At 70.9% G+C, this 12,794-nt stretch carries 12 protein-coding genes and 1 pseudogene; 3 read left to right on the top strand and 10 right to left on the bottom strand.

Features of this window, described 5'->3' with window-relative positions; genetic code table 11:
* Positions 1-20 precede the first annotated feature (20 nt).
* From corA to ACLVWQ_RS14600, 3 genes are all read right to left on the bottom strand, one after another.
* Positions 21-1,106, bottom strand: coding sequence for a magnesium/cobalt transporter CorA (gene corA / locus ACLVWQ_RS14610; RefSeq protein ID WP_414109017.1), 1,086 nt, complete (start codon positions 1,104-1,106; stop codon positions 21-23).
* A gap of 152 nt (positions 1,107-1,258) precedes the next feature.
* Positions 1,259-1,672, bottom strand: a complete 414-nt coding sequence (locus ACLVWQ_RS14605; protein WP_414109016.1) for a VOC family protein — start codon at positions 1,670-1,672, stop codon at positions 1,259-1,261.
* A gap of 132 nt (positions 1,673-1,804) precedes the next feature.
* Positions 1,805-2,542 (bottom strand): SDR family oxidoreductase, encoded by a 738-nt coding sequence (locus tag ACLVWQ_RS14600; protein WP_414109015.1) that lies wholly within the window; start codon positions 2,540-2,542, stop codon positions 1,805-1,807.
* Positions 2,543-2,621: 79 nt separating this feature from the next.
* Here ACLVWQ_RS14600 and ACLVWQ_RS14595 point away from each other — a divergent pair, with 79 nt between their 5' ends.
* Complete coding sequence (locus tag ACLVWQ_RS14595) at positions 2,622-3,221, top strand: TetR/AcrR family transcriptional regulator (protein WP_414109013.1); 600 nt, start codon at positions 2,622-2,624, stop codon at positions 3,219-3,221.
* A 112-nt stretch (positions 3,222-3,333) separates the two neighbouring features.
* Here the strand turns inward: ACLVWQ_RS14595 and ACLVWQ_RS14590 are convergent, their stop codons facing one another.
* From ACLVWQ_RS14590 to ACLVWQ_RS14560, 7 genes are all read right to left on the bottom strand, one after another.
* Positions 3,334-3,963: a potassium-transporting ATPase subunit C gene (locus ACLVWQ_RS14590; RefSeq protein WP_414109070.1), complete on the bottom strand. Its 630-nt coding sequence runs from the start codon at positions 3,961-3,963 to the stop codon at positions 3,334-3,336.
* 40 nt (positions 3,964-4,003) lie between these two features.
* A complete protein-coding gene (gene kdpB / locus ACLVWQ_RS14585) occupies positions 4,004-6,142 on the bottom strand; it encodes a potassium-transporting ATPase subunit KdpB (protein WP_414109011.1) in 2,139 nt (712 codons plus the stop codon).
* Positions 6,139-7,803, bottom strand: coding sequence for a potassium-transporting ATPase subunit KdpA (gene kdpA / locus ACLVWQ_RS14580; protein WP_414109010.1), 1,665 nt, complete (start codon positions 7,801-7,803; stop codon positions 6,139-6,141). Before kdpA ends, kdpB begins: the two co-directional genes overlap by 4 nt.
* An 8-nt stretch (positions 7,804-7,811) precedes the next feature.
* Positions 7,812-7,901 (bottom strand): K(+)-transporting ATPase subunit F, encoded by a 90-nt coding sequence (gene kdpF, locus ACLVWQ_RS14575; protein ID WP_033264828.1) that lies wholly within the window; start codon positions 7,899-7,901, stop codon positions 7,812-7,814.
* Positions 7,898-8,074 carry a hypothetical protein gene (locus ACLVWQ_RS14570; RefSeq protein WP_414109009.1) on the bottom strand — a complete coding sequence of 59 codons (177 nt, stop codon included), beginning with the start codon at positions 8,072-8,074 and terminating at the stop codon, positions 7,898-7,900. Before ACLVWQ_RS14570 ends, kdpF begins: the two co-directional genes overlap by 4 nt.
* A 156-nt stretch (positions 8,075-8,230) precedes the next feature.
* Entirely contained in the window at positions 8,231-8,965 is a 735-nt protein-coding gene (locus tag ACLVWQ_RS14565; protein WP_414109008.1) for a class I SAM-dependent methyltransferase, read from the bottom strand.
* A gap of 42 nt (positions 8,966-9,007) precedes the next feature.
* Entirely contained in the window at positions 9,008-10,222 is a 1,215-nt protein-coding gene (locus ACLVWQ_RS14560) for a flavin-dependent monooxygenase (RefSeq protein ID WP_414109007.1), read from the bottom strand.
* A 391-nt stretch (positions 10,223-10,613) separates the two neighbouring features.
* Here ACLVWQ_RS14560 and rho point away from each other — a divergent pair, with 391 nt between their 5' ends.
* Both rho and ACLVWQ_RS14550 read left to right on the top strand, forming a co-directional pair.
* Positions 10,614-11,756, top strand: a complete 1,143-nt coding sequence (gene rho / locus ACLVWQ_RS14555; RefSeq protein WP_414109005.1) for a transcription termination factor Rho — start codon at positions 10,614-10,616, stop codon at positions 11,754-11,756.
* Positions 11,757-11,858: 102 nt separating this feature from the next.
* A pseudogene (locus tag ACLVWQ_RS14550) lies at positions 11,859-12,791 on the top strand (D-alanyl-D-alanine carboxypeptidase family protein); the annotation flags it as partial.
* Positions 12,792-12,794: the final 3 nt, after the last annotated feature.

Below are 12,794 nucleotides of genomic sequence, written 5' to 3'. Positions count from 1 at the left end.
AGGGCTCGGCCGGACCGGCGTCACAGCCAGCCGTTGCGGCGGAACCCCCGGTGGATGACGAGGCAGAGGGTGGCGATGACCCCGAGGGCGAGGGGATAGCCGTACCTCCAGTGCAGTTCCGGCATGTGGTCGAAGTTCATTCCGTAGATGCCGCAGACCATGGTGGGTACGGCCACGATGGCGGCCCAGGCCGTGATCTTGCGCATGTCCTCGTTCTGGGCGACCGTCACCTGGGCCACGTGGGCCTGGAGGATCGAGTCGAGCAGGCCGTCGAAGGCGTTGATCTGCTCGGTGGCGCGGGCCAGATGGTCGGCCACGTCACGGAAGTACGGCTGTATCTCCGGGGAGACGGCGGCCGGCGGTTCATGGGCGAGGATCTGCAGGGGCCGGTGCAGCGGGACCACGGCCCGTTTCAGTTCGAGGAGTTCGCGCTTGAGCTGGTAGATCTGGCCCGCGTCGCCGCGGGCGGTGCGCTCGGCGAAGACCGCGGTCTCCACGGCCTCTATGTCGTTCTGCACGGCGTCCGTGACGCGGAGGTAGTCGTCGACCACCTGGTCCGCGATGGCGTGCAGGACCGCCGAGGGCCCCTTGCGCAACTGGTCGGGCAGCCGCTCCAGTGCCTCGCGGAGCGGACCGAGGGAGCCGTGGCCGCCGTGCCGGATGGTGATCACGAAGTCCCGGCCGACGAAGACCATCAGTTCGCCGGTGTCCACGACCTCGCTGGTCGCGGTGAGCTGCTCGTGCTCGACGTACCTGACGGTCTTGAAGACGGCGAACAGGGTGTCGTCGTACCGCTCGACCTTCGGTCGCTGGTGGGCGTGGACCGCGTCCTCGACGGCGAGCGGATGCAGGCCGAACAGCTTGGCGAGGTCTGCGAACTCGTCCTCGGTGGGCTCGTGGAGCCCGATCCACACGAAGCCGTCCCGGCCGCCTTCGCGGGTCCGGCCGATCGCCGCGTCCGGTGCCCAGTCGCCGGGCTGCCGGCCGCCCCCGTGGTAGACGACGCAGTTCTCCACCGCGCTGCCGAGCGGGGAGCGGGCGGGGTGGCTGAGGTCCACCGGGCGGCGGTGGGCGCGGCGAACCGCTCTGCTCAGGTTGCGGATCATGGGCACTGGCTGGGCTCCTTCGGTGACCGGGTCAGTGTGCCACCGGTCTCCGTCGGTTCCGTCCGCAGGTGCCCGCCGCGGCGGAGGGCGGCCCGACGGGGCCGCCCTCCCCCGTACCCGCCGGCTCGGCTCCAGGGCGTCGAGAGGCGCCCTCAGCCCTGCGCCTGGCCGATGTTGACCATCCAGGGGATGCCGAACCGGTCCGTACACATGCCGAAGACGTCGCCCCACATCTGTTTCTCCAGCGGGACGGCGACGGTGCCGCCCGCCGACAGCTTCTCCCAGTAGCCGCGCAGTTCGGCTTCGTCGTCGCCGCTCAGGCTCACCGAGAAGTTGCCGCCCTTCGCGTACTCCATGCCTGGTGGGGTGTCGGCGCCCATCAGGGTGAAGCCGCTCGGGGTCTCCAGCATGCCGTGCATGATCTTGTCGGCGGCCGGGCCGCTCGGCGCTCCGGACTCACCGAAGGTGTTGAGCGCGAGCGTGCCGCCGAAGACCTCCTTGTAGAACTCCATCGCCGGTCGGGCGTCCCCGTCGAAGCTGATGTAGGGATTGAGGCGGGTAGCCATGAAAACCTCCCAGATCGGACCAAACGAACAGACGCTTGGCACACTAGCGCGGGCCACTGACAACGGCCCGCGCAGGCCGCTGACCAGCGGCCGGCCAGGAGGTCACGCTCGACGGGCGACAGGGGGACGGCGTCAGGACCGGAACGCGGCCATGAACGGTTCGAGCTGCTTGTCGAGCCAGGGGTAGAGCTCCTCGGCGCTGTCGCTCAGCCGGGACTTCAGATCGCGCGTCGACTCGTCGGCCAGCACCTCGATCGAGCCGTCCGCGACCCCGTCGTAGGCCTGCGCGACGACGCTCGCGGCGCTGACCTTCGGAACGTCCAGGCTCGCCGTCATCGGGGTGTCGACCATGCCGACGAGGAGGCCGATCACCTGAGTGCCCTGCCCCTGCAGGAGCGCCCGCAGCGCGTTGGTCGCCGACCACATCGCGGCCTTCGACGCCGCGTAACCGGTCGGCACGTTCACCCAGGCCGCCGAGGACAGGATGTTCAGGAGCGTCCCGCCGCCGCCCGCGGCCAGCACCGGGGCGAAGGCGTTCGCGACGCGGAGCGTCCCGAAGAAGTTCGTCTCGAAGATCCGGCGGATCTCGTCCTCGTCCCCCGAGACGAGATCCCCGGCGGGTGCGATACCCGCGTTGTTGACCAACAGGTCGACGTCGGGTGCGGCCGCGACGGCGCGGACGGCGTCACCGGGGTCCGTGATGTCCAGGGACAGGGGCTCGACCCGCTCGTCGTCCCAGCGCTTCGGCGTGCGTGCGGCGGCGTAGACCCGGCCCGCGCCCCGTTCGAGCGCCTGCAGCACGAACTGCTCCCCGAGCCCGCCGTTCGCACCCGTCACGAGCACGGTCCGGCCGGCGAGTGACTGATTCATCTATACTCCTCGACTAAGTGGGGATGATCCCCGAATGAGTATGTGGGGACTCTCCCCGCTTAGTCAAGGAGGGACGGTCATGACCGCTGCCCAGGGGGCTGCCCGAGGTGCCGCCGCGAAGGAACCGCGTCCGCTGCGTGCCGACGCGCGGCGGAACCGCGACGCGATCCTTAGAGCGGCGCGCGAGACCTTCGAGACGGACGGCGTACTCGCCTCGCTCGACGGCATCGCCCTGCGCGCGGGGGTGGGAAACGCCACGCTCTACCGCAACTTCCCGACCCGCGACGACCTGCTGGCCGCGGTCATGGAGACCAGCATCGACGTCGCGCTGGCCGAGGCGGACGAGCTGTCCCGCGACCTGGCCCCGCGTGAGGCCCTCTCGGAGTGGCTGGTGCGGCTGACCTGGGAGCTGCGCATCTGGCACGACCTGCCGCACTGCATCGACCTCGCCCGTGACGACCCCGAGTCGTCCATGAACGCCGTACGGAACCCGCTGCTGACACGGACAGGCGTCCTCCTGGACCGGGCGAAGTCCTCGGGCGACGCGCTCGACGGTGTCACCGCCGACGAGGTGTTCGAGCTGATCACGGCGCTGTCCTGGGGGGTCGACCGGTTCCGGGACGACCGGCGGACCGCACGCAGGCGCGTGGAGGTCGCGACCGCGGGCATCTTCGCGTAGCGGGAGCCCGCGGTCGCACACCGGCCTCAGCACCCGGTATTCAAAAGGCGGTCTGCAGGAGGCGGTCTTCGGCGCGCCGGGTCTTCACCCCCGAACCTCCAGCGCCCCGCCTTCAGTTCTTGGTCAACTCCCGGAGCGCGGCGTTGAGTTCGAGGACGTTCACCCGGGGCTCGCCGATGAATCCGAGAGTGCGGCCTTCGGTGTGCCGGTCCACGAGCTGCTGGACCCGCGCCACGGGCAGGTCGTTCCGCTCGGCGACCCGGTGCACCTGGAGAGCGGCGTACGCCGGGGAGATGTCCGGGTCCAGGCCCGATCCGGAGGACGTGACCGCGTCGGCGGGGACCTGGGACGGCCGGACCGTGTAGCCGGCCGTCGAGTTGTCCTTGACGACCCGGGCCTTCGCCTCCTTCACCCAGGCGATCAGTTCGGCGTTGTCCCCGGAGCGGTTGGTGGCGCCCGAGAGGATCAGCTCGTACCGGGTGTTGACCGAGTTCTCCCCCAGGCCGTTCGCCGGCCTGGGCTGGAACCAGTCGAGCCCGTAGCCCTGCTGGCCGATGAGCGACGAGCCGACGACCTTGCCGCCCGACGAGATCTCCGAGCCGTTCGCCTCGGAGTGGAAGAGCGCCTGGGCGGCGCCCGTCACCGCCAGCGGGTAGATCACTCCGCAGACCACGGTGAGGACGAGCAGCGCACGCAGACCCGCCGCCAGCAGCCGGGCGGTGTTCGTGACCGAGTTGTTCATGACGATCAGCACGCTTTCAGGAAGCCGCGGACGCGGGGAGTCACAGGCCGGGGAGGAGGGAGATGAGCAGGTCGATGGCCTTGATGCCGATGAACGGCGCTATCAGGCCGCCCAGTCCGTAGACACCGAGGTTGCGCCGCAGCAGCCGGTCCGCGCTCAGCGGCCGGTACCGCACCCCCCGCAGGGCGAGCGGCACCAGCGCGATGATGATCAGCGCGTTGAAGACGACCGCGGACAGGATGGCCGAGTCGGGCGAGGACAGCCGCATGATGTTGAGCTTGTCCAGGCCCGGGTACACCGCCGCGAACAGCGCCGGGATGATCGCGAAGTACTTCGCGACGTCGTTGGCGATCGAGAAGGTCGTCAACGCGCCCCGGGTGATGAGGAGTTGCTTGCCGATCTCGACGATCTCGATGAGCTTGGTCGGGTTGGAGTCCAGGTCGACCATGTTCCCGGCCTCCTTGGCGGCCGAGGTCCCGGTGTTCATGGCCACGCCCACGTCCGCCTGGGCCAGCGCCGGCGCGTCGTTCGTACCGTCGCCGGTCATCGCGACGAGCTTGCCACCCGCCTGCTCACGCTTGATGAGCGCCATCTTGTCCTCGGGGGTGGCCTCCGCGAGGAAGTCGTCGACGCCCGCCTCCTCGGCGATGGCCTTGGCCGTCAGCGGGTTGTCACCGGTGATCATGACGGTCCTGATGCCCATCCGGCGCAGTTCGTCGAACCGCTCGCGCATACCGTCCTTGACGACGTCCTTGAGGTGGACGACGCCCAGCACCCGGGCGCCTTCGGTGTCCTCGACCGCCACGAGCAGCGGGGTACCGCCCGCCTGGGCCATCCGGTCACTCACGGTGGCGGCGTCCTCGGCGACCACGCCGCCGCGCTCCTTCACCCAGCCGAGAACCGAACCGGCCGCGCCCTTGCGGATCCTGCGTCCGTCGACGTCCACCCCCGACATCCGGGTCTGGGCGGTGAAGGTGATCCACTCGGCGTTCGCGAGTTCGCCCCGGGCGCGTTCGCGCAGCCCGTACCGCTCCTTCGCCAGGACCACGACCGAGCGGCCCTCGGGGGTCTCGTCGGCCAGCGACGACAGCTGCGCGGCATCGGCCAGTTCGGCCTCGCCCGTACCCCCGACGGGCACGAACTCGGCCGCCTGGCGGTTGCCGAGCGTGATGGTGCCGGTCTTGTCGAGCAGCAGCGTGGAGACGTCACCGGCGGCCTCGACCGCCCTGCCGGACATGGCCAGCACGTTGCGCTGCACCAGGCGGTCCATGCCGGCGATGCCGATCGCGGAGAGCAGCGCGCCGATCGTGGTCGGGATCAGACAGACCAGCAGCGCCACCAGCACGACCAGGGTGAGGTGGGTGCCCGCGTAGTCCGCGAACGGCGGCAGCGTGGCCACCGCGAGGAGGAAGACGACCGTCAGCGAGGCCAGCAGGATGTTCAGCGCGATCTCGTTGGGCGTCTTCTGCCGGGCCGCGCCCTCGACCAGGTTGATCATCCGGTCGATGAACGTCTCGCCGGGCTTGGTGGTGATCTTGACGACGATCCGGTCGGACAGCACCTTCGTCCCGCCGGTGACGGCCGAGCGGTCACCCCCCGACTCGCGGATGACCGGGGCCGACTCCCCCGTGATCGCCGACTCGTCCACGGACGCCACGCCCTCGACGACGTCACCGTCGCCGGGGACGGTGTCGCCCGCCTCGCAGACGACCAGATCGCCGACGCGCAGCCCGGCGCCCGGCACCTCCTCCTCGGACGTGCCGTCCCTGGACAGCCGACGGGCGACGGTGTCGGTCTTGGCCTTGCGCAGCGTGTCCGCCTGCGCCTTGCCGCGGCCCTCCGCCACCGCCTCCGCCAGGTTGGCGAAGACCACGGTGAGCCAGAGCCAGGCGCTGATCGCCCAGCCGAACAGGTCACCGGGGTCCTGGAACGAGAACACGGTCGTCAGGACCGAGCCGACCAGCACCACGAACATCACGGGAGACTTGACCATGATCCGCGGATCGAGCTTGCGGAAGGCCTCCGGCAACGATCTGACCAGCAGCCTCGGTTCGAAGAGACCCGCGCCGACCCGGCCCTCGCCGCTGCCGTGCCCGGTCGGGGCGGCAGGGTGCGGTGCGCCGGTCCCGGTGACTGTGGACATGGAGTCCTCTTGCTTCTTGTGCGTACGAGTGGTCATGACGCCAGTCCTTCGGCGAGCGGGCCCAGTGCGAGCGCGGGGAAATACGTCAGACCGGTGATGACGAGGATCGCGCCCACCAGCAACCCGGTGAACAGCGGCTTCTCGGTGCGCAGGGTGCCCGCGGTCACCGGCACGGGCCGCTGCCCGGCGAGCGAGCCGGCCAGTGCGAGCACGAACACCATCGGCAGGAACCGGCCCAGCAGCATCGCCAGGCCCAGGGTGCTGTTGAACCACTGCGTGTCCGCGTTGAGCCCGGCGAAGGCCGAGCCGTTGTTGTTGGCCGCGGACGTGTAGGCGTACAGGATCTCGGAGAAGCCGTGCGCCCCGCTGTTGGTCATCGAGTTCCCGGGGGTCGGCAGGGCCATGGCCGCGGCGGTGAGGACGAGGACCAAGGCCGGGGTGACGAGGATGTACAGGGCGGCGAACTTGATCTCGCGGGTGCCGATCTTCCTGCCCAGGTACTCGGGTGTGCGGCCGACCATCAGACCGGCGATGAACACCGTGATGACCGCCATGATCAGCATGCCGTACAGCCCGGAGCCGGTACCGCCGGGCGCGATCTCGCCCAGTTGCATGCCCAGCAGGGTGATGCCGCCGCCGAGCCCGGTGAACGAGGAGTGGAACGAGTCCACCGCGCCGGTCGAGGTCAGGGTGGTGGACACCGCGAAGATCGACGAGGCGCCGACGCCGAACCGGGTCTCCTTGCCCTCCAGCGCGCCGCCCGCCAGGTCGAAGGCCGGGCCGTGGTGGGCGAACTCGGTCCACATCATCAGGGCCACGAAGCCGGCCCAGATGGTGGCCATGGTGGCGAGGATCGCGTATCCCTGCCGGAGGCTGCCGACCATGCGGCCGAAGGTGCGGGTCAGCGAGAACGGGACGACCAGGAGCAGGAAGATCTCGAAGAGGTTCGAGAACGGGGTGGGGTTCTCGAAGGGGTGGGCGCTGTTGGCGTTGAAGTAGCCGCCGCCGTTGGTGCCCAGCTCCTTGATGGCTTCCTGGGAGGCGACCGCGCCGCCGTTCCACTGCTGCGGGCCGCCCGAGAACTGGCCGACCTCGTGGATGCCGGAGAAGTTCTGGATCACCCCGCAGGCGGCCAGGACGAGAGCGGCGACCACGGCCAGCGGTACGAGGACGCGGACGACACCGCGGACCAGGTCCGCCCAGAAGTTGCCCAGTTCGCCGGTGCGCGAACGGCAGAAGCCACGCACCAGGGCGACGGCGACCGCCATGCCGACGGCCGCGGAGACGAAGTTCTGCACGGCGAGACCGGCGGTCTGCACGACGTGGCCCATGGCCTGTTCGCCGTAGTACGACTGCCAGTTGGTGTTCGTGACGAAGGAGGCGGCGGTGTTGAACGCCTGGTCCGGATCGATCGACGCGAAGCCCAGCGAACCGGGCAGCACCCCTTGCAGGCGCTGCAGCAGATACAGGAAGAGCACACCGGCGGCGGAGAAGGCGAGGACGCCGCGCAGATAGGCGGGCCAGCGCATCCCGGTGTCCGGGTCGGCGCCGATGCCCTTGTAGATCCACTTCTCGACCCGCAGATGCCGGTCCGAGGAGTAGACCCTGGCCATGTGGTCGCCGAGGGGGCGGTGGGCGAGCGCCAGCGCCGCTGTGAGTGCCAGCAGCTGGAGGACGCCGGCGAGTACGGGGCTCATGTCGGCGCTCAGAACCTCTCGGGGAACACAAGGGCGAGGACGAGATAGCCCAGCAGGGCGACGGCCACGACCAGGCCGACGATGTTCTCGGCGGTCACAGCTTCGTCACCCCCTTGGCGACGAGGGCCACCAGCGCGAAGACCGCGATCGTGATGACGACGAAGGCCACATCGGCCATCGTGAGCTCCTGGATGAGGGTCGGGATGCGATCCCGGTGTCCTGACCGACCGCGTCGGGCACCGGGGAACGCGTTGACCTTCTGAGCAAACATCCGCCGGGACCGTTCGCCGCGTCCGTTGACGGCTCCCTGACTCCGCTCCGGGCGCTCTTGACGGCACTCATACGCACGGGGGCCGAGCGGCGGCCACAGCCCGCGGACCAGCGCGTCCGTGCGTGAGCGGGGTGCGGCGGGCCTCAGCGGGCCGGGCTAGGCCGGCTGTCCCTGCCCGGTGGCCACGACCAGGCGGCAGCGCGGGCTGCCGTCGTCCCTGCGGCCGAACTCGGGCAGGGCGTACAGCTCGGCCGTGAAGCCCGCGCGGGACAGTTCCCGCTGTACGTCACCGAGCCGGAACTCGCGGTAGTACATGACGAACGGGGGACGCCACAGCGCGTTGCGCACCTTCATCGCCCCGTCGAAGCCGAGCATGGCCCAGTAGCCGCGCGAACCCGGGCGGGCCGGCGCCACGATCGGGAAGGCGAACCGCCCGCCGGGCCGCAGCACCGAACGGACCTGGGTGAACAGCCCCGGCAGCTCACGGGGCAGGAAGTGGCCGAACGCCCCGAAGCTCACCACCAGGTCGAAGGCCGGGCCGAACGGCAGGGCGCGGGCGTCACCGCGCACCCAGGTGGCGGGCGGCCCGCCGGCCCGCTCACGGCGCCTCGCCACGTCGAGCATGCCCGCGCTGAGGTCGAGGCCGGTGACCCGCTCCCGGCACACCGCTGCCAGCACGTCCATGCCCGCGCCGGTGCCGCAGCACAGGTCGAGGCCGCTCTCGAACGGCCCGATGCCCTCAAGGGTTCGCGCGGTGGACCGCAGGAACGAGTCCGGCGTACGGAACGGGGTGTGGTCGAACTTCGGCGCGAGCAGGTCGTAGCCGTGCTCGACGGACGACAGCGCCTGCACGGCGAGTTCGCGGACCGTGGGACCTTGCGGGGTGAACATCGCCGCCCAGCTTAGACCGACCGGCTTCCGGGAGGGCGGCCGTCACAGGAACGGGGTGCCCGGGTCGACGCCCGAGAGCACACGCCCGTAGATCTCCAGATTGGTGGTCGGGTTCACGAAGGAGTGCAGGCTCAGGGCCTGGATGTCGCGGGCGATGCGCTGCATGGGCACGTCCCGCCGGAGGGAGGAGGCGCCGGCCGCCGAGGCGAGCAGATCCACGGCCTCCTTGCAGAGCCGGGTGAGATAGCCGCTCTCGGCCCGGATCCTGGCCCGCTCCCGCGGCGTGTACGCGTCGCCGTCGCGGGCCTTGGTCTCGATCTCGGCGATCAGCCGGGCGGCCACCAGTTCGGCGGCGGAGATCCTCATCTGCGCCTCGGCGGCCTGCAGATGGGTGACGGTGGCCTCGTTCTGCCGCTCGTAGAAGGTGTACGTGATGCCGCGCCGGTGGATGCGCTCCTCGAACTCCGTCAGCGCCGCCCGCCCCAGGCCCAGCGCCGCCGACGCCGCCCAGGCGCAGAACAGGGGCAGCACCGGCATGCGGTAGAACGGGTCGTCCGCGTTGGTCTTCGACGGGATCAGCCCGGCGAGCAGCGGCCCCACCGGCACCACCCGGTGCGCGGGCACGGGAATGTTCCGGGCCACGACGGTGTTGCTCCCGGTACCGGCGAGACCTGTGACGTCCCAGTCGTCCAGGATCTCCAGCTCGGACATCGGCACCGCGACCCACAGCATCTCGGGCGGCCCCTCCTGGGGCTGTCCGTCGGCCCGGGTCGCCGCGGCCGTCAGCAGATGCCAGGCGGCGTGGTGACAGCCGGTGGCGAAGCCCGAGGCGCCGTTCACCCGATAGCCCCCGTCGTACGGCACCGCCGTGGCGCCGGGGACGAGCGTGCCGCCGATCCTGACGTCCGGACCGCTCGGCCCGGTGAAGAAGTCGTCCTGCGCCTCGTCGGAGAAGAGCGCCGCGATGTACGAGACCCCCGCATGACCGAGTGTCACCCACGCCGTGGAGGCGCACTCGACGGCGATCTCGGCGAACACGTCGATCTGGGTGTGCAGCGGAGTGCGGTAACCGCCGTACCGCTCAGGGACGTTCATCCGGTTCACACCGGTGCCCGTCAGCGCGGCGACGACCTCGTCCGGCACCCGCCGTTCCTGCTCGGCGCGCAGCGCGTTGCGCCTGATCAACGGCCGTAGTTCCCTTACCCGTTCGACGATCCCGGCATCGGCCATGCCGACCACCGTGGCGCGAGGTGCCACCCCTGTCAACATATCGGGGATCGGTCCGGTCGACCCGCACCGGACGGGATGGTGCTACAGTGTCATCAGCACTTGTGTACGCCTGCTTCAGGCGCCGGTGCCGATTCACCTCATCCAGCTGTTCCGCCCGTCGATTACCGACCGGCGCCGCAGCTTCTCAGCACCACCTCTCTCCGTACGGCACACAGGTCACGTACGTCCTCGGGACGTTCGTGCGTCTCGCCCCACGGATCGCACGAGTGGTACCGCCGTGGGCCCGTCCCCGGCGGTACCCGGCGCGAGAGATGACGCTTCCCGCCCGGCAGGGCGAGCCGACACCGCCCCTGCTCCGGCCTCTCCCCCACCCCCATGACCCCATGAACGCGAAACCGTCCACGAAAGGACACCCCTCATGACCACCACACTCGAACGCCCGCCCACTCCCGTCACACAGGAGCAGGCCACCGGCGTACTCGACATCACCTCGAACGGGCAGGGCCACCTGCGCGCCGAGAGCCTGCTCCCCGGAGCGGGCGACCTCCAGGTCTCCACCGCGCTGATCCGCCGGTACGGCCTGCGCAAGGGCGACCGCGTCGACGGCGTACGCGGCCGGCAGCGCGCCCTCACCGAGATCGAGCGGATCAACGGCCGCCCCGCCGACGAGGCACGCGGCCGTCCGCACTTCCGCGATCTGACCCCGCTGCACCCGCGCGAGCGGCTGCGGCTGGAACACCCCGCGGGCGGTCTGACCACCCGCCTCGTCGACCTGGTGGCGCCGATCGGCAAGGGCCAGCGCGGCCTGATCGTCGCCCCGCCCAAGACCGGCAAGACGGTGCTGATCCAGCAACTGGCCGCCGCCGTCGCCGGCAACCACCCCGAGGCCCATCTGATGGTGGTGCTCCTCGACGAACGTCCCGAGGAAGTCACCGACATGCGCCGCTCCGTACGCGGTGAGGTGCTCGCCTCCACCTTCGACCAGACCCCCAAGCAGCACATCGCGCTCGCCGACCTGGCCGTCGAACGGGCCAAGCGGCTCGTGGAGGAGGGCCAGGACGTCGTGATCCTCCTCGACTCGCTCACCCGGCTGTGCCGGGCGCACAACAACGCGGCCGCCGCGGGTGGCCGCACCCTCAGCGGCGGCGTCGACGCGGCGTCCCTGCACGGGCCCAAGCGGCTCTTCGGCGCCGCGCGTCTCACCGAGGAGGGCGGTTCGCTCACCATCCTCGCCACGGCGCTCGTGGACACCGGTTCGCGCGCCGACGACTTCTACTTCGAGGAGCTCAAGAGCACCGGCAACATGGAGCTGCGGCTGGACCGCGCCCTCGCGTCCCGGCGGGTGTTCCCCGCCGTGGACATCACCCCGTCCGGCACCCGCCGGGAGGAACTCCTGGTCCCGGCCGCCGAACTGACGGCCCTGCGCGGTCTGCGGCGTGCCCTGCACTCCCGCGGGGACGGCCAGGCCGGCCTGGAGACCCTGCTGGAGCGGATGCGGGCGACCCCGGACAACGCCACGTTCCTCCGGCAGGTCCAGCAGACGGTCCCGGGGAGCCAGTGAATCCTGCCGGACTCCGGTGTCCGCTGCGGCATCCGGGTGTTCGACAGCTCCGTTCGGCCGGGGCAGCAGGCCGTGCGACCTGGGCGTTCCTACGTTTGCGGTATGACGATCGGATTCCGCGCCCGCACTGCCGTCTCCTGCTCCGCCCTCTGCGTCGTCGGGGCGCTCGCCCTGGCACCGGGCCCGGCCGTGGTCCTCAGCGGGGCGCACACGGACGCCACCGGTTCCTTCGCCGGAACGGGCAGCGCGCACACCGGGCCCGCGCCGAACGCCGCCGAACCACCGTCACCGCCGTCACCGTCGACACTCGACCGACCCGGCACGCAGGTCCGGCCCCGGGCCGGGGCGCCCGGCGTACCGCGGGACCTCTCCGCGCGGTCCTGGCTGGTGGCCGACGCCGACACCGGCGAGGTGCTCGCCGCACAGGACGCGCATGTCGCCCTTCCGCCCGCCAGCACGCTCAAGACCCTCTTCGCGGTGACCGTGCTCCCGGTGCTGCCCCCGGCCGTCCGGCACACCGTCACCGAGGCGGACCTGGCCGGCATCGGCGCCGGCAGCAGCCTGGTGGGCGTCCGCGCGGGTCACACCTACCGCGCGTCCGACCTGTGGCGCGGGGTCTTCCTCAACTCGGGCAACGACGCCGTGCGCGTACTCGCCCGGATGAACGGCGGCTGGCACAGCACCGCGACCCAGATGCAGGCCAAGGCGCGGGCCCTGGGCGCCCGTGACACCCGGGTCGTCTCACCCGACGGCTACGACATGCCCGGACAGGTGTCGTCCGCGTTCGACCTGGCCGTCTTCGGGCGCGCGGGGCTCCGGAACGCGGACTTCGCGCGCTACTGCGCCACCGCCCACGCCCTGTTCCCCGGCGACGGCTCGGCGTACGACATCCAGAACACCAACCGGCTGCTGACCGGCGCCGACGGGGTCGAGCCCTATCCGGGGCTCATCGGCATCAAGAACGGTTACACCTCCCAGGCGGGCAGCACCCTCGTCGCCGCCGCGCGCCGGGGCGGACACACTCTCGTCGTCACGGTG

Source organism: Streptomyces sp. CWNU-52B (assembly GCF_047444975.1).
Lineage (GTDB): Bacteria > Actinomycetota > Actinomycetes > Streptomycetales > Streptomycetaceae > Streptomyces.
This window is presented reverse-complemented; position numbering and strand designations above follow the sequence as displayed.

Coding starts and splice junctions, on each gene's coding strand:
- corA (WP_414109017.1), bottom strand. CDS start 1,106: ATGATCCGCAACCTGAGCAGAGCGGTTCGCCGCGCCCACCGCCGCCCG.
- ACLVWQ_RS14605 (WP_414109016.1), bottom strand. CDS start 1,672: ATGGCTACCCGCCTCAATCCCTACATCAGCTTCGACGGGGACGCCCGA.
- ACLVWQ_RS14600 (WP_414109015.1), bottom strand. CDS start 2,542: ATGAATCAGTCACTCGCCGGCCGGACCGTGCTCGTGACGGGTGCGAAC.
- ACLVWQ_RS14595 (WP_414109013.1), top strand. CDS start 2,622: ATGACCGCTGCCCAGGGGGCTGCCCGAGGTGCCGCCGCGAAGGAACCG.
- ACLVWQ_RS14590 (WP_414109070.1), bottom strand. CDS start 3,963: ATGAACAACTCGGTCACGAACACCGCCCGGCTGCTGGCGGCGGGTCTG.
- kdpB (WP_414109011.1), bottom strand. CDS start 6,142: ATGACCACTCGTACGCACAAGAAGCAAGAGGACTCCATGTCCACAGTC.
- kdpA (WP_414109010.1), bottom strand. CDS start 7,803: ATGAGCCCCGTACTCGCCGGCGTCCTCCAGCTGCTGGCACTCACAGCG.
- ACLVWQ_RS14570 (WP_414109009.1), bottom strand. CDS start 8,074: ATGTTTGCTCAGAAGGTCAACGCGTTCCCCGGTGCCCGACGCGGTCGG.
- ACLVWQ_RS14565 (WP_414109008.1), bottom strand. CDS start 8,965: ATGTTCACCCCGCAAGGTCCCACGGTCCGCGAACTCGCCGTGCAGGCG.
- rho (WP_414109005.1), top strand. CDS start 10,614: ATGACCACCACACTCGAACGCCCGCCCACTCCCGTCACACAGGAGCAG.